Source organism: Bradyrhizobium sp. McL0616, assembly GCF_049993385.1.
In the GTDB taxonomy this organism is placed as follows: domain Bacteria; phylum Pseudomonadota; class Alphaproteobacteria; order Rhizobiales; family Xanthobacteraceae; genus Bradyrhizobium.
Genome location: NZ_CP188255.1, coordinates 3422983 through 3443615, shown reverse-complemented (window position 1 = coordinate 3443615; position 20633 = coordinate 3422983). Strand labels below are relative to the sequence as shown.

The window sequence follows — 20633 nt, the reverse complement described above, 5'->3', positions numbered from 1 at the left end:
GATTCGTGACAACCTATCTTGACACGCTCAATGCGGAGCAGCGCCGCGCCGTCGAGCATGGCGTGGCCGATGGCGCGACCGTGGGCGCCCCCCTGCTCGTCATTGCCGGCGCGGGCTCCGGCAAGACCAACACGCTGGCCCACCGCGTCGCGCATCTCATCGTCGCGGGCGCCGATCCGCGCCGTATCCTCCTGATGACGTTTTCCCGCCGTGCCGCGGCCGAGATGGGCGGCCGCGTGGAACGCATCGCCCGAAAGGTGCTGGGCGAGAACAACGCCGCAATCATGCGCGACGCCTTGAGCTGGGCCGGCACCTTCCACGGTATCGGCGCGCGGCTGTTGCGCGAATACGCCGAGCGGATCGGCGTCGACCCCGCCTTCACCATCCACGACCGCGAGGATTCCGCCGACCTGATGAATCTGGTCCGGCACGAGCGCGGACTGTCGAAGACCGAGAGCCGCTTTCCCGCCAAGGGTACCTGCCTGTCGATCTACTCCCGCTGCGTCAATGCCGAGATGGAGATCGAGAAGGTGCTGGGACAGCACTATCCCTGGTGCGCCGGCTGGGCGGCCGAGCTGAAGGGCCTGTTCGCGGCCTATGTCGGGGCCAAACAGGCCCAGCACGTGCTCGATTACGACGATCTCCTGCTCTATTGGTCGCAGATGATGAGCGATGCGCTGATCGCGGACGAAATCGGCGGCCGCTTCGATCATGTGCTGGTCGACGAATATCAGGACACCAACCGCCTGCAATCCTCGATCCTGCTGGCGCTGAAGCCTGACGGACGCGGCCTCACCGTCGTCGGCGACGACGCGCAGTCGATCTACTCGTTCCGCGCCGCCACCGTTCGCAACATCCTGGATTTTCCGCAGAGTTTTTCGCCACGCGCGGAGATGATCACGCTCGACCGTAACTACCGCTCGACGCAGCCCGTGCTGGCGGCCGCCAACGGCGTCATTGGGTTGGCACGCGAGCGCTTCACCAAGAACCTCTGGACCGAACGCACCTCGTCACAAAAGCCGCAGCTCGTCACCGTGCACGACGAGGCCGACCAGGCGCGCTACATCGTCGAAGAGGTGCTGGCGAACCGCGAGCAAGGCGCGCTCTTGAAGCACCAGGCGGTGCTGTTCCGCACGTCCTCGCATTCCGGTCCGCTCGAGATCGAGCTGACCCGCCGCAATATCCCCTTCGTGAAATTCGGTGGGCTGAAATTCCTCGACGCAGCCCACGTCAAGGACGTGCTGGCACTACTGCGCTTCACTGAGAATCCCCGCGACCGCGTCGCCGGCTTTCGCATCCTGCATCTGTTGCCGGGTATCGGCCCCGCCACCGCACAGCGCGTGCTCGACCAAATGGCGGAGAGCACCGATCCGCTTGCCGCGCTCGGCCAGCTCCCGGTCCCACCACGCGCCGGCGACGACTGGATCGATTTCGTCCGCACAATCGAGAACCTGCGCTATTCGGAATGGCCGGTCGACCTCGAGCGCGTGCGGCTCTGGTACGCGCCACATCTCGATCGCATCCACGAGGACTCCGAAACACGCCGCGCCGACCTGATGCAGCTCGAGCAGATCGCGAGCGGCTATTCCTCGCGCGAGAAATTCTTGACCGAGCTCACGCTCGATCCGCCGGATGCGACCAGCGACAAATCCGGGCCACCACTGCGCGACGAGGATTACCTGATCCTCTCCACTATCCACTCCGCCAAGGGTCAGGAGTGGAAATCGGTGTTCGTGCTCAACGTCGTCGACGGCTGCATGCCGTCCGATCTCGGCGCCGGCACCAGCGCCGAACTCGAGGAAGAGCGCCGTCTGCTCTATGTCGCGATGACCCGCGCCAAGGACGACCTGCATCTCGTTGTGCCGCAGCGCTTCTTCACCCATGGCCAGCAGGCCAAGGGCGACCGCCACGTCTACGCCTCGCGCACCCGCTTTATCCCGGAAATCCTGGTCTACCTGTTCGAGCGCACGGCATGGCCGAAGGCCGCTGCCGGCGCGGCCCGCACCGGAGCGCAGGGACCGAAGGTCGACATCGGCGCACGGATGCGCGGGATGTGGCGGTAAATTGGAAACCGAGCATTTCCGAATGCCGCCTTGTCACGCCGCGACCATCACTTAAGTCTCGGTCATCCTCCCACAGAGACCTGATTGATGACCGCACCGCTCGAATTCGGACTGGACACCTTTGGCGACGTCACCAAGGACGCCCCCGGCGCTATGCTTCCGCATGCGCAGGTGATCCGCAACGTCGTCGACGAGGCGGTTTTGGCCGACGAGCTCGGCCTCGATTTCATTGGGCTAGGCGAGCATCACCGCGCCGATTTTGCGATCTCATCGCCAGAGACCGTACTGGCCGCGATCGCGGCGCGCACCAAGCGCATCCATCTCGGCTCGGCCGTGACGGTGCTGAGCTCGGACGATCCCATTCGCGTGTTCCAGCGCTTTGCGACGCTCGATGCGCTTTCGAACGGGCGCGCCGAGGTGATCCTCGGCCGGGGCTCCTTCACGGAATCCTTTCCGCTGTTCGGCTTCGACCTGCGCGCTTACGAGGCGCTGTTCGAGGAGAAGCTCGATCTGTTCGCAGCGCTGCTGTCGCAGAAGCCTGTGACATGGGAAGGCAAGCTGCGGCCGCCGCTCAAGGACCAGCTCGTCTATCCCCCGATCGAGAATGGCCAGCTCAAGACCTGGATCGGCGTCGGCGGCAGCCCGCAATCGGTGGTGCGCGCCGCGCATTACGACCTGCCCTTGATGCTCGCGATCATCGGCGGCGATCCCGCCCGCTTTGCGCCCTATGTCGATCTCTATCACCGCGCCTTCAAGGAGTTCGGCCGCCCCGCGCAGCCGATCGGCGTGCACTCGCCCGGCTACATCGCCGAGACCGATGCGCAAGCACGCGAGGAGCTATGGCCCGACTACAAGGCGATGCGCGACCGCATCGGCAAGGAACGCGGCTGGCCGCCGATGGCCCGCGACGAGTTCGTGAACGAAGCCGAGCACGGCTCGCTCTATGTCGGCTCGCCGGAAACGGTCGCACGCAAGATTGCCGCGACGGCAAAGGCGCTTGGCATTGCGCGGTTTCAGTTGAAATATTCGGCGGGACCGCTGCCGCACGAGAAGCTGATGAAGAGCATCGAGCTCTATGGGCAGAAGGTGGTGCCGATGGTGCGGGAAATGATGGGGTAGCGGTTGGTACGGTCCGCCTGCGCCTTCAGGCTGCGACGTGGCAGCCTTCGCTAACTTCGCGTTACGGTGATTTGGGCCGGCTTGCCGAGCCGAAGCTCGAGAAGCGAGCAAAGGATGGTGGGGGAAGAAGGACTCGAACCTTCGAAGTCATAAGACGGCTGATTTACAGTCAGCTCCCTTTGCCACTCGGGACACTCCCCCGCTCGACGGCAGCACATCGGGCCGGACCTTTCCGGCGACCGAAGACGGCCATGGAACATGAAGCCGCAGCAGCCCGGATGGGGACGCGACCGGGCGCGGTTATGGGCGAAACGGGTAGGCAAAGTCAACCAAGACGACCAGCTAAATCACCCCGGATACGCCCAAATTGCCATATTCCGGGACCCATGACACAAGCAAGCCCATGAACGATCGAAAATTCGGCCCGAAGGGTCGCCGCGGCGGCGGTAAGCCCTTCAAAAAACCCGGGAAATCGGCCGGCCGGCCGACTTGGCGCGAGCGCGATTCGGACCCCGACGGACCGGTCATCCTCTATGGCTGGCACACCGTCACCATGGCGCTCGCCAACCCTGTCCGGCAAATCCGCAAGCTGACGCTGACCGAGAACGCCGCTAAGCGTCTCACTGAAGAAAATATCGAGACCCGCATCGCACCCGAGATCGTCCGACCTGAGGAGATCGACCGGCTGTTGTCGCCCGACGCTGTGCACCAGGGCCTGCTTGCGGAGGCCGATCCCCTGCCCTCGCCCGACATCGAGAGCCTGAAACAGGATGGCATGGTGCTGGTGCTTGACCAGATCACCGACCCGCACAATGTCGGCGCCATCCTGCGCTCGGCCGCGGCGTTCGCGGTAAAGGCGATCGTCACCACCGGGCGCCACAGTCCGGAAGCGACCGGCGTGCTGGCGAAAGCCGCCTCCGGCGCGCTCGAACTGGTACCGATCATCACCGTGCCAAACCTCGCCCGCGCGCTGATTACGCTGAACGACATCGGCTTCCAGACCGTCGGCCTCGACAGCGAAGGCAGCGAAGACCTCGGCAATGTCGCGCTACGCGAGCCGCTCGCGCTGGTTCTGGGCGCGGAAGGCAAGGGGCTTCGGCGTCTGACGCGCGAGACCTGCAGCGTCGTGGCCCGGCTCGACATGCCTGGCGAGATCAAGAGCCTCAACGTGTCGAACGCCGCCGTGCTCTCGCTCTATGTCGGCGCGAGCCGGCTCGGGCTGATGAAGCGGTAGGCTGCTTTGCTTCACCTCGCCCCGCTTGCGGGGAGAGGTCGAAATTCGCGCGCAGCGCGGATTTCGGGTGAAGGGGAGCTTCCGCGAGTCCGACTGTCACCGTCCCCGCGGAGGCTCCCCCCTCACCCCAACCCTCTCCCCGCAAGCGGGGCGAGGGAGCGCATCGCGCATGCGGCGAGAGCTCGCTTCAACCACGCACAAAAAACGAAACGCCCGTCCGCATCACGCGGACGAGCGCTTCTCTGGCTCAACCGATCAAACGATCAGTAATAGCGGCGCAGCACGCGGTGGCCGCCATAGTACGGCGCGTAGCGGTGGGAGTAGCCATAGCGCGGGCCGTAGCCGTAGTGCGGACGCGGCAGGTAGCCGTAGCGCGGGCCGTAGCCATAGCGATACGGACGGTAGTACGGCCGGTGATAGGGATAGGCGGCCGGCGCTTCGACCGCGGCGGCACGATAGCCATAGCCGTTGCCATAGCCACGGCCGTAGCCGTAATTGGCGGGCGCAACGACTGCGTCCTCACGATAGGTCGGGTGCGGCGCGAACTCGCCCGGGCCGGTGTAGGTCGGGCCCTGGTTGACGTAGTAATACTGCGAGGTCGGCTCGGCGAGGCGCTCATAGCCATAGCCAACGCCGTAGCCGCCGCAGCCGGTGTTGCAGCCGGAATAGACCGGCGCAACCGGCTGACACGGGTTGAAGCCGCAGGCCATGGCCGGAGCGGCTCCCACAAACATCACGGCAGCCGCCGCGAACAGTCCCGAAATCATCTGACGCATTACTCTCTCCTGTTGATTTCCGTTTCGTTGGATTTGACGTTTCTTAACCAGGCGGCCTGATGAGCCCCTCGGCACGTGGTCGCCGCCGATGGCGCCGCGGATCGGCATTGATCTCGGGTGCAAGGATCACCGGCGGCGGATTGATGGGAACATCCATCTGCGGCGGCAGCGGCGCGGATTGCGCGCCCCAGCTCTGATGGTAGCTCTCGGCCGGCTTCGGCAATTTGCGGTTCGCGGGCGGCTCGACCTCGAGCCGGCCATAGCCGGGCTGCAAGCCCATGCTCGGATAATAATGGCCGACATCGGAGGGCTGCCGCTCGGCGACGTAGCTCCCGCCATAGATCGTGGGCTGCACCTGGATGTTCTTGCCCAGGCCCCAGACACCTTCGACGACGGCGTAGGACGCATCGATATTGTTGATGATGATGGGAACGCCGGGGCGGCCGGGAACGACAATATCGAATCCGCCGCCGGCCAAAGCCGTCGCGGGCAGTCCGATCAGAAAGGCTGCGAGCGCCAAAACGCGCATGGAAGGATCCCGGTTGTCCGGAACACAACCTATCGGATTGCAACGCAGAGAGGGTTAAGGCCGGTTCACCAAATGCCGGTAAGCCTAACACCCAAGGGGCGACAGCAACTCAAATGCCGTCGGGTGCACTAGCGAAGCGTTAACAGCAAGCAAGCCGCCGCACGGTCGTAGCGCACGCGGTTGCGTGGCACAGACCGCACATCCTAAACGGGCTCACGTCAATGTGCCCCCGCATGCCATGACGAGCCTGAAGCTTCTTGGCCTGGCAGCAATCGTCGCGTCCACGCTGGCGACGCCTGCCTTCGCGCAAACCGTGACCGACAATTCGGCCCGCTGCACAGGGTTGTTCCAGGATCCCAATTGCCAGAATCTTGGCGCCGCCAATCCCACCACCGATCGCGCCTATCGCCGCCGGCACATGGCCCATCGGCAAGCCAATCCGAATGATCAGACACAATCCGGCTTCTGGCCGCTCGACACCGCGGGCGCGGTCGCCGGTGCGGCCGTCGGCACCGCGGCAACGGTCGCCGCTGCACCGTTCCTGGGCTGGGGCAACTTCTACGCGCGGCGGCTATCGAGCGCGTGAGATCAGTCGGCCTCAAAGGCCGCCTGTTTCATGCCCGCGACGCTCGTTGCGGGTTCTGGCACTTTCCGATCAAGTCTGGTATTGCGACGCGCGGGCGGGCAGCCCGGCGCGTGCCGCCCTGCCCGCCCTCTCAAGCCGGCGCCGGCTTAGCTCAGCGGTAGAGCAGCGGTTTTGTAAACCGAAGGTCGGGGGTTCAATCCCCTCAGCCGGCACCAGCGCTTGACGCCCGGCGCTCAGCCAGTTGGTCGATCCCGAAAGCGCGATCGCGCCGCAACGGCATCTTGCATCGATCATCGAATACAATCCTTGTCTCTCCTCCATCAGCTTCCACGCATTTTGTTCCCGCGGAGTTCTGCATGGCCTCATGCACAACGCCAGGCGCTCTGCTCCGTATCTCGAAACGCTGAAGCCGGAGCATGCATGGCTATTTTGACTGACGAAGAAGATCTCGCTGTTCAAGCCAAACTCAATTTCAGCCTCGGTGCCAGGATATACGACACCTACCTTCAGGGGTTTCGGTGCACGGAATTGTCCGGCGGCGTCGTGATCGCCTACGCCCGCAGCGAGTACATGGCGGGCGTCATCAGCGCCGAATACAGCACGCAGATCGCGAGCGCGGTCGCAAGCGTCGTCGGGCAGCCCGCGACAATGGTGCTGGTCTTGTCGTGCGGCAAGTCGCGGCGTTGACACTTCGCCGGCGCGCTACTGCATCACTCGGGCGAAACGCGCCGCGAGATGGTGAAGGTGTGTCTGCTGTTTGAAAGGTGAGTTGGAACAGCGCGGCGGCAGCCTCCCCCGCGTCATTGCACCGCAATGACCGAGTTTCACAAGAGCCGGATGCCGAGGCACTCACTCCGTCCCAACCTCGAACGCCAGCAGCACATTGCCGGCAACGCCGCTCCACTGGCCGTAACCGGCATTGGTATAGACCATGCCGCCGGCAATGACCGCCCCGGGGCCATCGATCGCGCCACCATGGGCGGCAACGCCGTTCACGGCCTTGAAATCCCGCGCGGTGTCGAACTCCCAGAGCAGCTTGCCGTCGGGGGCGGCGTAAGCGCGCAGGAAGCCGCTGACGCTGCCGGAGAACACGACGCCGGAGATCAGGGTCACGGCAGCCGAGAGCGCGGGGCTGCATTGGAGGCGATTGCCGCAGGGCACCGGCGGCACTTCCATCACAATTTTTCCGCTGGCGAGATCGATCCCGAACAGGCCGCCGCCCTGGGTGGAATCGAGCTGCATTGTGCCGTCGCGCAGGAAACGCACGTCGGAGTTGGCGACATAGATGCGGTCCTGGTCCGCCGCCGAGCCCCATTCGCTGCCGCCGAGCGGGCCGCCCTTCCCGATCCGTGTTTGCCACAGGATCTTGCCGCCGTCGTCAGGATCAAGCGCGTGCACCACACCGGATTTCTGCGCGACGACGACAATGCGCTTGCCGTCGCGCAAGGTCACGAGGATCGGCGACTGGCCGAAATCATGATCAGGCCCGTGGTCGTCAGGACAATTGGTCTTGTCCGCGCTGTAGCACGCTACGACATAGGCATCCTTCGGCGTGGCCTGCTGCTTCCACAACAGCTTTCCCGTCGCGAGATCGAACGAGAGGATCGCGTCGCTGGTAGCGGACGGCGGGTTCGAATAGGAATTGCTGGTCGCGACATAGATCGCGTTGCGCTTCACGTCGATCGTCGGCGCCGACCAGATAGCGGCCCCGGACGGACCGAAGAGCTGCGTGCCCCTGGCATTCTTGCCGGTCGGATGCGGCATTTCGGGGATGGTGTAGGCCTGCCAGACCGGCTTGCCGGTCGCAGCCTCCAGCGCCACCACGCTGCCGCGGAAGGTGCAGCATTCGTAAGTGGCTTGCGAGCCGGCGACTTCCTCGAGCGACGAGACCGGCACATACAGCACGCCGGAATGAAGCACGGGCGCGCCGGTGATGCGCGCGGCCGCGTGCTCCTCGACCTTCGTTTTCCAGATGAGCGCGCCGGTCAACGCATTCACCGCGTAGGCGTTGGCGCGGAGATCGCCGAAGAAGATCGCGGACTGATCGCTGCCGGGAAGCGGCGCGACCGTGATCGCGGCGCGGACAGCGGCGTCGGTCCCGAACGTCCAGAGCGTGCAGCCACTCTTCGCATCGAGCGCATGCACCTTGCGATCGGTGCCGCCGATGAACAACAGACCGCCCACGACCGTCGGCGGCGCAAAGGACACCGAGGCGCCAGGGAATGCGTAAGCCCATTTCAGCCGCAGGCGCGGCACCTGGTCGGCGGAGAGGCCCGCCATCTCCGCCGGCTGGAAGCGGCTGTTGTTGAGGTCGACGCCCCACCCGTTCCAGCGCGGACCGTCGATCGCCTGCGGAAAGTCGCTCCCCTGCTGCGTGCAGCGTCCCTGCGCATCGGCCGTGCTGCCGCTGGTCGCGGCCTTGCCAGTGACGAAGGCGGCAATCGCCCGGCGCTCCTCGTCGCTCCGTTCCTTTGCCATCGCCACCATGCTGCCGGTGGTTAGCGTTCCCAGCACATGATCGAACGACATCACCTGCATGGCACCGCGGCCCGGCACGCGGCTCTGACCATCACCGCCATCGTGACATTGCGCGCAATGCGCTGCGTAGAGCGCGGCGCCGTCCTGTTGCGCCCTCGCTGGAGCGCAACACCAGATCAACATGGCGGCCACGACAGCATAAAGTCTCATGGCGTGCTCCGACATCATCATCGTGACACGAGATCGCTTCACACAACCCAGAGTGTATCGCCACGACGACCTCGGAAGCAATGGAAGTTCGGCCTGCGCCCGTCACACGTTCGTGGCAATGCGGGCACGATCGGGCAACTCGTCCAGCCGCCACACCCCCAAGCTCTTGTCGCGCCAACCGCCGTCGCCCTCGTCGCAACGCTCGTTGATCAACTCGTGCGGTGCCGGCCAGTTGAAGGGCGGCCGCTCCATGTTCAACGCGCGCCAGTCGCCGTCCTCGCAGTCGCGATTGCTGTCCCATTCGGGAAAGGTCGTGACCAGCAGGAAGCACGCACCGCTGTCGCGAAAGCAGGCGACGGCGCGATCGATGTTCGCAAAGCTCAGATGCACGAGGCAGTCCCGGCACAGAATCATGTCGGCACGCGGGAGTTCATCGCGCGTGATGTCGGCAACGCTGAAGCGACCGGACAGTTCGCCGCGCGCCGCACGCTCCTTGTTGGCCGCGATCAGCGACGGCACGATGTCGATGCCGGTGTAGTCGACATCGAGCTTGATGCGGCCGATCCAGCCCGCATCGCCACAGGGCGCGTCGAGCAGCGAGCGCGCGCCGATCCGCCGCAACAACGAAGGCAACGCGTCCCGCAGCGCAGCGGTTGCGAGGTCCTCCGAGCCGAGGCCCGATACCGAGGTCTCGGCACCCCACAAATTGGTCTTCTCGATCCGCTCGAATCGCGCGGCGAGATCGAGGCCTGCGAAATTCTCGCGGTCGGCGACGAACCGCTCATGGGCAAGGACGGGTGGACGATTGGAAGTCATCGGGCTCTCTGCACTCAAGCTGGCTTCTGCCACTCCATGATGTGGAAAAAGGGGACGCGGCGATGACGGGCGATTTTTTCAGGCTCGCCGCCTGTGGGCTCGGGCTCGATGAATAGGCGCAACTGGAGCCCGTGACCGAGCAGCAGCGTCATGTAGGTGCTCAGCGGACGGTGCCAGTTCTGAATCCGGATGCCGCGCCAGCTCACCCAGTTGCAGCGTTCGTCCATGTAGTAGTCGATAGCGAATCGCAAGATGCCGTCGCCGTCACGCGTCCAGCCGTCGGGCGGCCCCGCGGTATTGAAGCTGGTCAGGTTGGCGATCAGCAGCGTGCCGCCAGGCTGCAGCGCCGCCACCATCTTCGCGATCGCCGCGGCGAGATCCGGCATGTCGATCAGGCTGAGATAGCTGACGACCAGATCGTGGGACGCATCGAAATCCATCGTCTCGGCGCGGCCGAGCCGATAATCGCCGTTCGGATCCAGCTCCCTGGCGCGCGCGAGCAGCGTTTCGGTCGGATCGATGCCCGTGGTCCGGATGCCGGCGCGCTGCATGATGCGGCAGAAGCGCCCCTCCCCGCAGCCGACATCGAGCGCGTTGCGGAAGCCGCGCCCCTCGATCCGCGCACGCATCGGCGCATCCAGTACGAAGCGGCGGCCATAGTCGCCGTCCTCGCCCTGCTCGACGATCCAGGCGGCCGCGGACGCGGCCCAGCCGTCGCTGACATCGTCGTTCATGGATCGACCTTCGGCAATGCATGTTGGCCGCGCACATCGCAGGCGCGGCTACTCACCACAGATTGGATCAGAGCTCAACATCAGGTAAAGTGCACGTCGCATGGAGCCCTATGCCAGCCGCGAGAGCGCGAAGATCATCGCCGGTGCCGTCGCGGCCGTCGTCGCGACGGTCTTCCTTTTCGCGGTCGCGATGGCCTTCTTGCTACCGCAATAGAATCTGCCGCTTGCCGGCGGCGCAAGGCCACCGGGGCTTGTGCGTCGCCCGGCTTAGGCCGCGCGCACCGTCGACAGGAATTTTCCGACTTCGTCCTTCAGCCGGTTGCTGTCGGTCGCCAGCATCTTTGCGGTGGAGAGCACCTGCGAGGACGCCGAGCCGGTCTCGGCCGCGCCGCGCTGCACGTCGGTGATGTTGGTGGAGACCTGCTGGGTGCCATGGGCCGCCTGCTGCACGTTGCGGGCGATCTCCTGGGTCGCGGCGCCCTGCTCCTCGACGGCAGCTGCGATGGTCGAAGACACCTCCGACAGCCGCTCAATGGTCGCGGAGATGTCGCGGATCGCGTTGACGGATTCCTGCGTCGCTGTCTGGATACCGGAGATCTGCTGGCTGATCTCGCCGGTCGCTTTGGCGGTCTGCTCAGCCAGCGTCTTCACTTCGGAGGCAACGACCGCGAAGCCGCGGCCGGCCTCGCCGGCGCGCGCCGCCTCGATCGTGGCGTTCAGTGCCAAAAGGTTGGTCTGGCCTGCAATGGTGTTGATCAGCTCGACGACGTCGCCGATCCGCGTCGCTGCGACCGAGAGTTCGCTGACCCGTTCGGTGGTGGTGCGGGCCTGGTTGACGGCCTCGCTCGCCATCCGCGCGGATTCCTGCACTTGCCGGCTGATCTCGTTGACCGAGGAGGACAACTCCTCTGTCGCGGTCGCAACCGACTGGACGTTGCCGGTGGCTTCGCCCGAGGCGACCACGACCACCGAGGTCAGCTCCTGCGCGCGCTGTGCGGTGGTTGCCAGCGTGGAGGATGAGGCCTCGAGCTCGGTGGATGCGGATCCGACGGTTTCGATGATCTCGCCGACCGCGCGCTCAAAACCGTCGGCCAGGTTGACCATGTCGCGGCGGCGCTGTTCGGCGGCCTGCTTCTCGGCCTCGGCCTGCGCCGCCTTGAGCCGCTCCACTTCCAGCGCATTGGTCTTGAACACCTCGACCGTCTTGGCCATGTCGCCGATCTCGTCGCGGCGGTCCTTCTCGGGCACTTCGGTCTTGAGATCGTTGCGGGCAAGGCCCTCCATGGCGAGCTTGAGCCGGGCGATCGGCTGCGACATCGCCTTCAGGCCGATGAACAGCGCGATCGCGATGCCCAGCACGAGGCCGCCGGCGCTGACGCTCATCACGGTCCAGGTTGCGGATTTGGCGTCGCGCTCGATGGCTTCCTTGCGCTTGGTCACGGCATTGGACGTCTCACTCGTGAACTTGGCAATACGCCCCAACGCCGAGTCGATCAGCGGATCGCACTCCTTGTGCGCACGATCGGCGGCCTTGGCATTTTCTTCCGTGCTGCTTGCGTTGGCGCCGGCCTGGAGCACGGGATCGCAACCTGCGAAGGCGGCCGTCATCTGGTCGCCGACGCTCTTCGTCTCGCTTGCGCGCGACGGATCGTCCGCCTCCGCCGCGTCGAGGAACTGGCGAACTTCATTGCGGTTCTGGTTCGCGATCTTGAGCCGATTGGCGTTGCCGGCCTCAGTGGTCTCGGTGAACACCGCATAGAGCGCTGCGTGATAGGTCTCGGCGCGGCGTTGGACCCGGGTGAGGTTAAGGGCCGCCGACTGCATCGCGGTGAGTTCGCTGAACCCATCGACGGTCGCGGAGAGTTCGCGCGTGCCGAAGGCGGCTACGGCTACCAGCGCAAAGCCCATCACGGTCACGATCAGCGCAACCTTCAACACGATCTTCAAATTGTTCAAAAAGCTCATCCTGCCGTCCAATGATTTTCCGGCCCACGCGACCGAAGCAGCCCTAGCCGCGCCATTGGAACCGGGGAACATTAAAAATTGATACAAAATGGTACGAGTCGTCTTACGGAAAAATACTTTCCGGTGCCCGCGCGCAAGCCTCGCGCAAGCTTCGGCGACTTTCGGGGTATCTGGAGCCGCCCGGCCGGCCGGAACCAATCGTTCACGTCGCCCGTTGTCGACGCATGCGGATCAGAGAAGAAAACCGAAACGTGCTTCTGCTGACGGCGGCCGCACTGTGCTGTGCTGCTATAGCAGGAACGCTTGTGCTGTTCGAACCGGTGTTCGGGCAAAGCCCGGAGAGGCAGGTCGCAGACAGCAGGCCGATCGATGCGGTCGCCCCGGCACCGGTCCGGGTGGTCGGCGCGCCCTTCGTCCCGAACGTCAATCCGCGCCAGCACTAGCGCTCACGTCGGGGAAGCCTCATGGCCGTCCTCGGGCCGGCTATGGGCACTCACCAGATTCTCGACAAACGCCAGCACCTCTGCCCGCTTGTCGGGCGGCAGTGACAGAAAGGCGCGCAAGAGCCGCAAGCCCTGCGCTTCGTCCGACCCGTCGGCCTGGGGTTTCATCCATCCAATGTCGGGCGTCCGGGAAAAATATGCAATCCCTTGCAGCCTGCCTTCTTGATTCGGCGCTCCATCTTTGGTGGAATAGGTCTAACAGGGTGGTGGGTCATGAAGTGGATCCGGGAGCGCGACGCACTGATCGCGCAGACGCTGGCCTTCGTCCAATCAGTCTCCGGCAGGAAGGACGACTTCCGCCAGCCGGATACCTCTGCGGCTGCTCCGGTACTATCCGCGGAGATCGTTTCCGTCCGGGCCGTGGCCGTCGCGTTCGAGCCGCCACAGGCCGCCCCGCCGCCCGAGCTCCAGCCCTTGCCTGTCCCACCACCGCGGACGGGTGGCGATTTCCGCAGCGAGATGCAGGCCCGCATCGCCAATTTCAGAAAGCATCAGGAACGCTTCGAGCGCGAGCGCGAGGAATATTGTGCGGCGACCCTGTTCAAGCTTCGCGCTGCCATCCGCGACCCTTCCACCCGTCCGCCAACGGACGAGTGAAGCTGACTTAGCCTCTCACAGCCAGGACCAGACCAACCAGAGATTGGCCGCGCTGGCGCCAATCAAGGCCAGCGTCAGGGGCAGCAGCATGTGCCCGCAGGAGGTTTTCAAGTCGGTCGCCATGGCCGGAAACATCCGCTGATTCCGGCCGGGGAGTCCCAGGGATTCTTTTTTTGGGGATTCAGGACTCGTTTACGACTCAGGGCCCGACACCTCGATCACGGACCCGTGATCGCGCCAGTGTGCCGGAAACCCTCCCCCGGGGCACGCCGTTAACGCGGTTTATGGGAGCGGGAAGGATGCCCTACGCCCTGTTCTGCAATGACGGCCAGATCAGCAAGGCCTATCCGAGCGAGGCCGACGTCTGGAAGCTCGCGCAAAGGAGCGGCCTGGTCGTGGACGTCGGCACTGACGACGCGCGGCACGGTCCGCGTCGGATGCTCGACAATGACTACGAGATCAGGCCCTGCCGGGCCGCCCAAGGCGAGGACCCCGCCAAGAACAAGGCGGATGCCGAGCGGGAGTCCAGGATGGAGCTTCAGTTGGGCTTATAATACCTGGCCGAAGGCCGGCGTACCTCAGGGCGTCGCGGTCGCCAGCGAGGCCTGCTCAGCGGCGAGCGCCACGCAGGCCTTCCGACGATGCAGCCCGCGGATCGCGCCGGTCACCTTGAGCACCTTGCCGGACGGACAGGAGGCATCCATCACGAAGGCAACCTCGTAGGGTGCCAGCATCAAAGGCTCGGATTTGAGGATTGTTTGGGCAGAGCACGGCAGAGCGACGAAGCACGAGATCACCACCACCGACGCCAAGATACGCATGTTCGTTGTCCCACCAGCCCGGCAATTCGATAATAACGCGTTCCGGAGCGCGAGTTCCGTAAGTCGCAAAAATTATTTTTGCTTTACCCGATCCCCGTGACACGCGTGAGAAGGCGCGCGCCAGACTGTTTGCTTGCAAATGACGCGCCAGATGGTTCACGCAAACCAAACAAAAGGCGGCAAACGAAAGGCCGGCGCGAAGCCGGCCTTTGTCAGATCAAGGGTCCCCTGCTGGCAGGTCAGTAGCGCGAGGCCGCCGGACCGCCCCAGCCGAACCGGTAATTCACCCCGACCTTGACGGTATGCTCGTCGTCCCGGCCTCGGACGCCGACGACGTCGGCCGGACCGGAGGCGATCGTGGTGCTACCAAAGTTGTAATACTGGTATTCGGCCTTGGCCGACCAGTTCGGCGCGAACATGTACTCGAGGCCGGCGCCGACGGTGTAGCCGTCCTTGCTGTTGCCGGTGGTGGTGAAGGCTTGCGGCACGCCGGCGACGTTGACGCCGAGGCCGCCGTTGCGCCAGGCGTAACCGCCCTTGGCGTACAGCAGCGCCGGACCCCAAGTGTAGCCGATGCGGCCGGTCACCGAGCCGAGCTGGTCAGTGTTCGAGGTCACCTGCGTCCCCAGCGGGAACGTGACACCGTTGTTGTTGGTCGGCAGCCAGGAATACTGGGTTTCGATACCAACCACCCAATTGGGCGCGAACTGGTAGTCGAAGCCGCCCTGAACGCCGCCCAGGAAGCGCGCGTCGCTCGACTGGAAGCTGCTGTCGCCGGCGAAGGCGCCGCCGACATGGCCGCCGATGTAGAAACCGGTCCAGTTATAGATCAGCTGCGGCGGCGTATAGGTCGGAGCCTTGGCATAGGTGCGAGGCTGCATGTCGGCTGCCGCGGCTGGTGCGGCCAGCGCAAGCAGAGCGGCTGCGCCCAGCAAAATCGTTTTCATGATCATCCCCGTTCTTTCATTTACGACACTCAGGAAACAACGTGGCGTGAATTGGGTTGCTTCGCGGCGATGCCGGAACGTTGATCGTTCGCGACTGTGACGTGGCGGCAACAACGCGATTTTGTTCCGTCACGTCTGCTTGCGGCGACCGATTTTGTCGTTCGCGCAAGTCTTGCCGTAACGATCTGTCGCGAGGCAAAACCGCCCCGTTCAAAGCTCGCCGAAATGTGATCCAGCTGCTCCGGCGGCTCTCGTTCTAGCACCGCGCGATAAAGGCGGCCTTTGCGCTATCGCGTCATCTTTTCCAGTTCCGGAAAGGGTGCGTAAACCGCGCCAACACAGAACTCGTTGGTGCGGTCGACGACGCGGTCGCCCCGCCCGTTGACGAAGACTGCGGCCCGCTCGCGCACGGTCTTGTAGCTGCCGTCGGTCTCGCGGGGCGTGAAGTGCAGGCAGCTGACATAGAACTGCCGGCCGCCGATCTCGCGCAGCACCGGCTCGGCGATGCCAGCGTCGCGCACGCCGACCGGATTGTTCAGATAAGCGCGCATCAGGGCCAGCGTATCGCCACGGAAATTGTCGGGAAACGGCTGCGGGCCTCCGGTCTGGGTCCCCTCCATCAGGGACGGACGGTCACCATCGCTGCCGAAACATGCCGCAAGCGCCAGCGGCAGCATCAGGATCACCGCACGTTTCGCCAATCGCCCCAAGGGATAAAATTCTCCAGCCGGTCAGACCATGAGATGTTCTAGCTGCAAGGTTGCACAAAGGGAATTCGCTTCCGCAACCGGTCAACGGCGCACCGGCCCGCCGCCAGCACCTCGCGCTCTCGCGCGGGGCGTGACGAAACGGGCCGGGCCTGAACTCCGCGCGAGGCGGCGGGGCAATGAAGGATGCCGCCTCGCGGGATCAGTCGTTTAGCTGCGCTTCTCGGTGGTCACTGGCTTCGCGACGTCCGGCTGCGCCTTCAGAGACTTCCTGGCCGACAGATGCTTGTGGTGATGACGATGCGTCCGCACGGTCTTGTGCTCGTCGGGCGTGATCGCGGCGTTGGCGTTCATGGCCTTCGCCTTGGAATCGGCCTTGGTATCCACCTTGACGGCGGTGGTCTTCGCGTCGGCCTTGACGCCGGCGTCGGGTTTCGCGGCGGTGTTCAACACCTTGGTCTGAGTCTGGTCCGCCTTGATCACCGGCGCAGTCGTGGTTGTCTTGCCGGCCTCGGCTGCGAAGGCCGGGGCTGCGATCACGGAAGCTGCGAGCAAGGCTGCGGAAATGGTCTTCAACATGGTTGGTCTCCTCTTTGAAGGATCTTGAGGCGGCGCCCTCTCGCCGACCCTTCGATCATGGATGAGAGCCTAGAGGGAGCGCACTGAACCCAGTCTGAAGCCGATTGCAGGCTTCCATTCATCTGGATGACAAGTTTGTTATCTTGCCGTTGGAAGGCCAAACCGCCGGAGACGGCGGGGAATGTTTTTGTCTCCCGGGTGTTCCGGTCTTTGGGCAATCGTGTAGGATCGCCACGTTCCATTCGGGAGAACTTAGATGCGCAAACTTTCCATGCTTCTGGTACCGGGACTTGTCTCGATGGCGTTGGCGGCCGGACCGGTGCTGACGAGCGCCTATGCCGCCGGCAGCGACGATCCCTCGCCGCCGAAGTCGGACACCTCGACCAAGAAAGGGAAGAAGAAGAGCTCTTCCGTCAGCGATCCCAAATTCCTCGCGGCCTATCGCACCGCCTACACCACGATCTACGACAACCACGACTACACGAGCGCGATCGGCCAGCTGAAGTCGCTCAAGCGTGACGACGTCGCCGACGTCGCCAATTTGATCGGCTACTCCTACCGCAAGCTCGGCGACTACCAGTCGTCGAAGGTGTATTACGAGCTGGCGCTGAAGGACGATCCGAACCACGTCCGCACCTGGCAGTATTTCGGCCTCTGGCAGCTCGAGCAGGGTAACCGCGAACAGGCGCAGTATCATCTGAACAAGATCGCCTCGCTCGCCGGCACCGACAGCTCCGAATATCGCTCGCTTGCGGCAGCGCTCGACAAGCCGACCGGCGCGACGCTCGTCTACTAAGACACCGCATCTACGAACAACAAGAACCGGCACAACCGTCAGGGTTGTGCCGGTTCTGCGTTTTCGGCTAGCCTGCGCGCATCCTCCCCGGCAACTGGTGCGCAATGGATAGGTGGCTACGATCCGCGATCGACTACATCGGCTCCTGGATCGAATTCCAACAGACGACCTTCCAACAGCCGGGCGTCATCGTCGCATTCGTCCATCGCGGCGAGGTCGTCGCCGAGCATGCGTTCGGCCTCGCCAATCTCGACACCGGCGAAAAACTCACCCCGCGCCACCGCTTCCGCATCGCCTCGCACTCGAAGAGCTTCACCTCGGCCGGCATCATGAAGCTGCGCGAGCAGCGCAAGCTCCGGCTGGACGATCCGGTCGGCCAATATGTCAGCGGCTTGCATCCGCGCGTCGCCGAAACGACGATTGCACAAGTGCTCTCGCATAGCGCGGGGCTGACGCGCGACGGCGCCGATTCCGGTCAGTTCATCGATAGCCGCCCCTATCTCAACGCCAAGGAGCTGCTCGCCGAGCTGAAGCAGCCCGCAGCGATCGAGCCCGGCACGCGCTTCAAATACTCAAATCACGGCTTTGGCCTGATTGGCCTCCTCATCGAAGCGGTGACGAAGGAGCCCTACTCCGCCTGGATCAAGCGCGAGATCATCGAACCGGCGGGCTTGCGCGAGACCGAGCCGAACACCCCGCTTCCCAAGGGCGCGCCCTTCGCGCGCGGTCACACGCGAAAGCTGCCGCTGGGTGAGCGATGCGTGATCCCCGGCGACAATCCTGCACATGCCATGGCATCCGCCGCGGGATTCGTCGCCACCGCCGCCGATACGGCGCGCTTCTTCGCACAGCTTGCGCCCAATGCCAGGAGGAGTGTGCTGTCGGTCGCGGGCCGCCGCGAGATGACGCGGCATCACTGGCGTGTCCCGCAGAATTTTGAGGGCTATTACGGCTTGGGGGTCAACGCTGGCAAGACCGACGGCTGGGACTGGTTCGGCCATGGCGGCGGTTTCCAGGGCTACATCTCCCGGACCTGCTCCATTCCCGCTTGCGAGCTCGCGATCAGCATCCTCAGCAACTCCATCGACGGCGCGGCGCCGATCTGGATGGACGGCGCGATGCAGATCCTGCGCGTGTTCCAGAGCCGCGGCGCACCCGACCGGCGCCTGCGCGACTGGACCGGCCGCTGGTGGACCGTCTGGGGCGCAACCGATTTCGTGCCGGTGGGCAACCGCGTGCTCCTCGCCAATCCGCAATTCAACAATCCGTTCATGGATGCCGGCGAGATCGAGGTGACCGGCCGCGACACCGGCAAGCTTGCCTGGGCCGCCGGCTATTCCAGCCATGGCGAGCCGGTCCGCCGCGTCCGCGACAAGCGCGGCAAAGTCAGCGACATCTGGATCGCCGGCGCCAACGTGAAGTCCGCGAGCGTCGTCGCGCGCGAGATCGCGCGCAGATACAAGCCGCGCAAGCGTCGGCCTACTCCCTGATCAGCGTCTCGACCTCGCTCCGCAACGCCTGCCGCGAGCCGTCGCGCGAATAGAACATGTGGCCGCCGGGATAGACGACGAACTTGATCCGTTGCGTCGCAAAGGCCGGCAATTGGTCGAGCGCCCGCTTCGATCCGAAATAGGGCGTGGCGAGATCGAACAGGCCGTGCGCGACCAGCACGTTCAGCTTCGCATCGGTGGCGAGGATCTGACGCAATTCCGAGACCGATTGCGGCGGGTTGATGCCGTTGCCAAAGTCCCAGTTGCGCTCGACGGCGCCGTTCAGGACTTCGTAGGAGCCGTCGGGCCGCCAGTTGAGCTTCCGTGTGAAAACATCGACCGCAGCGCTCGTCAGCGGCGCCTGAAGCGCATCACCTGAGGGATCGCCGAAGCGCGAGCTGCTGGAATCCGGATAAGGATCCAAGCCGCGCACGGAGGCGTCGTAGCGTCCCGTCACCATGCCGTTCTTACGGTCGAATTCGCGGCGGAATTCGCCGACATCGAACCGGCCGGCGAGCCTGCGGCTCACCGCCTGATCGAGGCCGGTCAGTTCGGCGACCTTGTCGGCAAGACGATTGGCGGCCTCCTTGTCCGCTTCGCCCTTGACGAGGTCGGCCAGGAATTCGCCGCGCGCATAGGCCTCCACGTCCGCGAGAGCGGCGCGCGTGACCGGCCCTTTGACTTCGCGCGCCACCGCCACATAGCTCGGCAGCGTCGCGACATATTGCAGGAGGCTCGTGCCGGTGAACTCGCGGAAATCCAGCAGCGGCGACACCAGGATCAATCCCCTGACGCCGACGCCATGCTGGAGCTGCAACTGGCGCACGACCTTCGGCCCACGGATACCGCCATAGCTCTCGCCCGCGACGTATTTCGGCGAGGTTAGCCGGTCGTGCTTCTCGAGCCACCGGCGGATAACGAGCGCAATCGAATTGACGTCGCCGTCGACCGAATAGAACCGCTTTCGCGCGTCCTCTCCACTGGCGATAACACGGCTGTAGCCGGTGCCGACGGGATCGATGAAGACGAGATCGGTGAAGTCGAGCCAGGTCTCCGCATTCGGCTTCACCTCGGGCGAGGCCGATGGCGAAAGCCCCTCGCCGTCGAGCGGCAACCGCCAGGGCCCGGCAGCGCCAAACTGAAGCCACGCCGAGGACGCGCCGGGCCCGCCGTTGAACAGGAAGGTGACTGGGCGCGTGGCGCGGTCAGCACCATCGAGCTCATAGGACGTCGTAGCGATGTCGGCCAGCGGCTCGCCCTTGTCGTCGAACACGCGGATCGCGCCGGCGGTCGCGGCGAAGTTGAGCGTTCGGCCCGGCAGATCGATCGTCTGCTTCGTGGTGGAATCCCCGGGGAGACGATGCTGCTCGGCGGCCGATGGCGAAGCCTGCGCCGCATTCGGCGCATTGCCGCCGCGCCCACCCTTCTGTCCCGCAGGCGCCGTTGCCTCGTTGCGCGGCGGCAGTGGATCATCCGCGCGCGCAAAACCTGCGAGCGCGAAGGCAGACACCGCCAGCACCAGCCCCGCGCTGCGCAGCGTCGGCAAACTCATGACCATGACTATTCTCCCTGCCGACCGCGCTCGCACGCCGTCGGTCGCCAGCCAGCGAAGGCGGCAGTTTTAGCCGCCAATTGCGACGGTTTGGGGGATCCGAGGCCGGAAGCCGGCTTTCCGGCCCGATT

Annotated in this window: 22 protein-coding genes and 2 tRNA genes; 11 read left to right on the top strand and 13 right to left on the bottom strand. The window is 64.7% G+C overall.

What is annotated here, in order from left to right:
- The first annotated feature begins 5 nt into the window (after positions 1-5).
- Together ACPPVR_RS16420 and ACPPVR_RS16415 are read left to right on the top strand one after the other, a co-directional pair.
- Complete coding sequence (locus ACPPVR_RS16420) at positions 6-2063, top strand: ATP-dependent helicase (RefSeq protein WP_426615235.1); 2058 nt, start codon at positions 6-8, stop codon at positions 2061-2063.
- Positions 2064-2150: 87 nt separating this feature from the next.
- Positions 2151-3182, top strand: coding sequence for an LLM class flavin-dependent oxidoreductase (locus ACPPVR_RS16415; RefSeq protein WP_426615234.1), 1032 nt, complete (start codon positions 2151-2153; stop codon positions 3180-3182).
- A 115-nt stretch (positions 3183-3297) separates the two neighbouring features.
- On the opposite strand, the gene ACPPVR_RS16410 is transcribed toward ACPPVR_RS16415, so the two are convergent.
- Positions 3298-3383 (bottom strand) — tRNA-Tyr (locus tag ACPPVR_RS16410).
- Between the two features lie 202 nt (positions 3384-3585).
- On the opposite strand from ACPPVR_RS16410, the gene rlmB reads away from it, so the two are divergent.
- On the top strand, positions 3586-4416 hold the full coding sequence (rlmB, locus tag ACPPVR_RS16405; protein WP_426615233.1) for a 23S rRNA (guanosine(2251)-2'-O)-methyltransferase RlmB: 831 nt from the start codon (positions 3586-3588) through the stop codon (positions 4414-4416).
- Positions 4417-4679: 263 nt separating this feature from the next.
- Here rlmB and ACPPVR_RS16400 read toward each other — a convergent pair whose 3' ends face one another.
- Positions 4680-5192, bottom strand: a complete 513-nt coding sequence (locus tag ACPPVR_RS16400; RefSeq protein ID WP_426615232.1) for a hypothetical protein — start codon at positions 5190-5192, stop codon at positions 4680-4682.
- A 43-nt stretch (positions 5193-5235) separates the two neighbouring features.
- A complete protein-coding gene (locus ACPPVR_RS16395) occupies positions 5236-5721 on the bottom strand; it encodes a hypothetical protein (protein WP_426615231.1) in 486 nt (161 codons plus the stop codon).
- A gap of 238 nt (positions 5722-5959) precedes the next feature.
- Here ACPPVR_RS16395 and ACPPVR_RS16390 point away from each other — a divergent pair, with 238 nt between their 5' ends.
- From ACPPVR_RS16390 to ACPPVR_RS16380, 3 genes are all read left to right on the top strand, one after another.
- The gene (locus ACPPVR_RS16390) at positions 5960-6307 is read left to right on the top strand and encodes a hypothetical protein (protein ID WP_426615230.1); all 348 of its coding nucleotides are present in this window, start codon (positions 5960-5962) and stop codon (positions 6305-6307) included.
- A gap of 140 nt (positions 6308-6447) precedes the next feature.
- Positions 6448-6522, top strand: a tRNA-Thr gene (locus tag ACPPVR_RS16385).
- Positions 6523-6727: 205 nt separating this feature from the next.
- Positions 6728-6994, top strand: coding sequence for a hypothetical protein (locus tag ACPPVR_RS16380; protein WP_426615229.1), 267 nt, complete (start codon positions 6728-6730; stop codon positions 6992-6994).
- A 162-nt stretch (positions 6995-7156) separates the two neighbouring features.
- Here ACPPVR_RS16380 and ACPPVR_RS16375 read toward each other — a convergent pair whose 3' ends face one another.
- The 4 genes from ACPPVR_RS16375 to ACPPVR_RS16360 form a co-directional block, all read right to left on the bottom strand.
- The gene (locus ACPPVR_RS16375) at positions 7157-8995 is read right to left on the bottom strand and encodes a PQQ-binding-like beta-propeller repeat protein (protein WP_426615228.1); all 1839 of its coding nucleotides are present in this window, start codon (positions 8993-8995) and stop codon (positions 7157-7159) included.
- A gap of 102 nt (positions 8996-9097) precedes the next feature.
- Entirely contained in the window at positions 9098-9811 is a 714-nt protein-coding gene (locus ACPPVR_RS16370) for a class I SAM-dependent methyltransferase (RefSeq protein WP_426615227.1), read from the bottom strand.
- Between the two features lie 14 nt (positions 9812-9825).
- Positions 9826-10545 (bottom strand): class I SAM-dependent methyltransferase, encoded by a 720-nt coding sequence (locus ACPPVR_RS16365; RefSeq protein ID WP_426615226.1) that lies wholly within the window; start codon positions 10543-10545, stop codon positions 9826-9828.
- Positions 10546-10812: 267 nt separating this feature from the next.
- Positions 10813-12510 carry a methyl-accepting chemotaxis protein gene (locus ACPPVR_RS16360; RefSeq protein WP_426615225.1) on the bottom strand — a complete coding sequence of 566 codons (1698 nt, stop codon included), beginning with the start codon at positions 12508-12510 and terminating at the stop codon, positions 10813-10815.
- A 305-nt stretch (positions 12511-12815) separates the two neighbouring features.
- On the opposite strand from ACPPVR_RS16360, the gene ACPPVR_RS16355 reads away from it, so the two are divergent.
- Positions 12816-12953, top strand: coding sequence for a hypothetical protein (locus ACPPVR_RS16355; RefSeq protein WP_426615224.1), 138 nt, complete (start codon positions 12816-12818; stop codon positions 12951-12953).
- 3 nt (positions 12954-12956) lie between these two features.
- Here the strand turns inward: ACPPVR_RS16355 and ACPPVR_RS16350 are convergent, their stop codons facing one another.
- Positions 12957-13121: a hypothetical protein gene (locus ACPPVR_RS16350; protein ID WP_426615223.1), complete on the bottom strand. Its 165-nt coding sequence runs from the start codon at positions 13119-13121 to the stop codon at positions 12957-12959.
- A gap of 105 nt (positions 13122-13226) precedes the next feature.
- On the opposite strand from ACPPVR_RS16350, the gene ACPPVR_RS16345 reads away from it, so the two are divergent.
- Together ACPPVR_RS16345 and ACPPVR_RS16340 are read left to right on the top strand one after the other, a co-directional pair.
- The gene (locus ACPPVR_RS16345; protein WP_426615222.1) at positions 13227-13610 is read left to right on the top strand and encodes a hypothetical protein; all 384 of its coding nucleotides are present in this window, start codon (positions 13227-13229) and stop codon (positions 13608-13610) included.
- Positions 13611-13909: 299 nt separating this feature from the next.
- Positions 13910-14164 carry a hypothetical protein gene (locus ACPPVR_RS16340; protein WP_426615221.1) on the top strand — a complete coding sequence of 85 codons (255 nt, stop codon included), beginning with the start codon at positions 13910-13912 and terminating at the stop codon, positions 14162-14164.
- 24 nt (positions 14165-14188) lie between these two features.
- On the opposite strand, the gene ACPPVR_RS16335 is transcribed toward ACPPVR_RS16340, so the two are convergent.
- The 4 genes from ACPPVR_RS16335 to ACPPVR_RS16320 form a co-directional block, all read right to left on the bottom strand.
- On the bottom strand, positions 14189-14431 hold the full coding sequence (locus ACPPVR_RS16335) for a hypothetical protein (RefSeq protein WP_426615220.1): 243 nt from the start codon (positions 14429-14431) through the stop codon (positions 14189-14191).
- Positions 14432-14670: 239 nt separating this feature from the next.
- Positions 14671-15378 carry an outer membrane protein gene (locus ACPPVR_RS16330; RefSeq protein WP_426615219.1) on the bottom strand — a complete coding sequence of 236 codons (708 nt, stop codon included), beginning with the start codon at positions 15376-15378 and terminating at the stop codon, positions 14671-14673.
- 287 nt (positions 15379-15665) lie between these two features.
- Positions 15666-16088 (bottom strand): hypothetical protein, encoded by a 423-nt coding sequence (locus ACPPVR_RS16325; protein ID WP_426615218.1) that lies wholly within the window; start codon positions 16086-16088, stop codon positions 15666-15668.
- Positions 16089-16295: 207 nt separating this feature from the next.
- A complete protein-coding gene (locus ACPPVR_RS16320) occupies positions 16296-16664 on the bottom strand; it encodes a His-rich protein BRANT (protein ID WP_426615217.1) in 369 nt (122 codons plus the stop codon).
- Between the two features lie 256 nt (positions 16665-16920).
- Between ACPPVR_RS16320 and ACPPVR_RS16315 the strand changes: the two genes are divergently transcribed.
- Entirely contained in the window at positions 16921-17460 is a 540-nt protein-coding gene (locus ACPPVR_RS16315; protein ID WP_426615216.1) for a tetratricopeptide repeat protein, read from the top strand.
- Between the two features lie 104 nt (positions 17461-17564).
- Positions 17565-18950, top strand: a complete 1386-nt coding sequence (locus tag ACPPVR_RS16310; protein ID WP_426615215.1) for a serine hydrolase domain-containing protein — start codon at positions 17565-17567, stop codon at positions 18948-18950.
- Here the strand turns inward: ACPPVR_RS16310 and ACPPVR_RS16305 are convergent.
- The gene (locus ACPPVR_RS16305) at positions 18940-20508 is read right to left on the bottom strand and encodes a S10 family peptidase (RefSeq protein ID WP_426615214.1); all 1569 of its coding nucleotides are present in this window, start codon (positions 20506-20508) and stop codon (positions 18940-18942) included. The two genes, ACPPVR_RS16310 and ACPPVR_RS16305, sit on opposite strands and share 11 nt — an antisense overlap.
- Positions 20509-20633 lie beyond the last annotated feature (125 nt).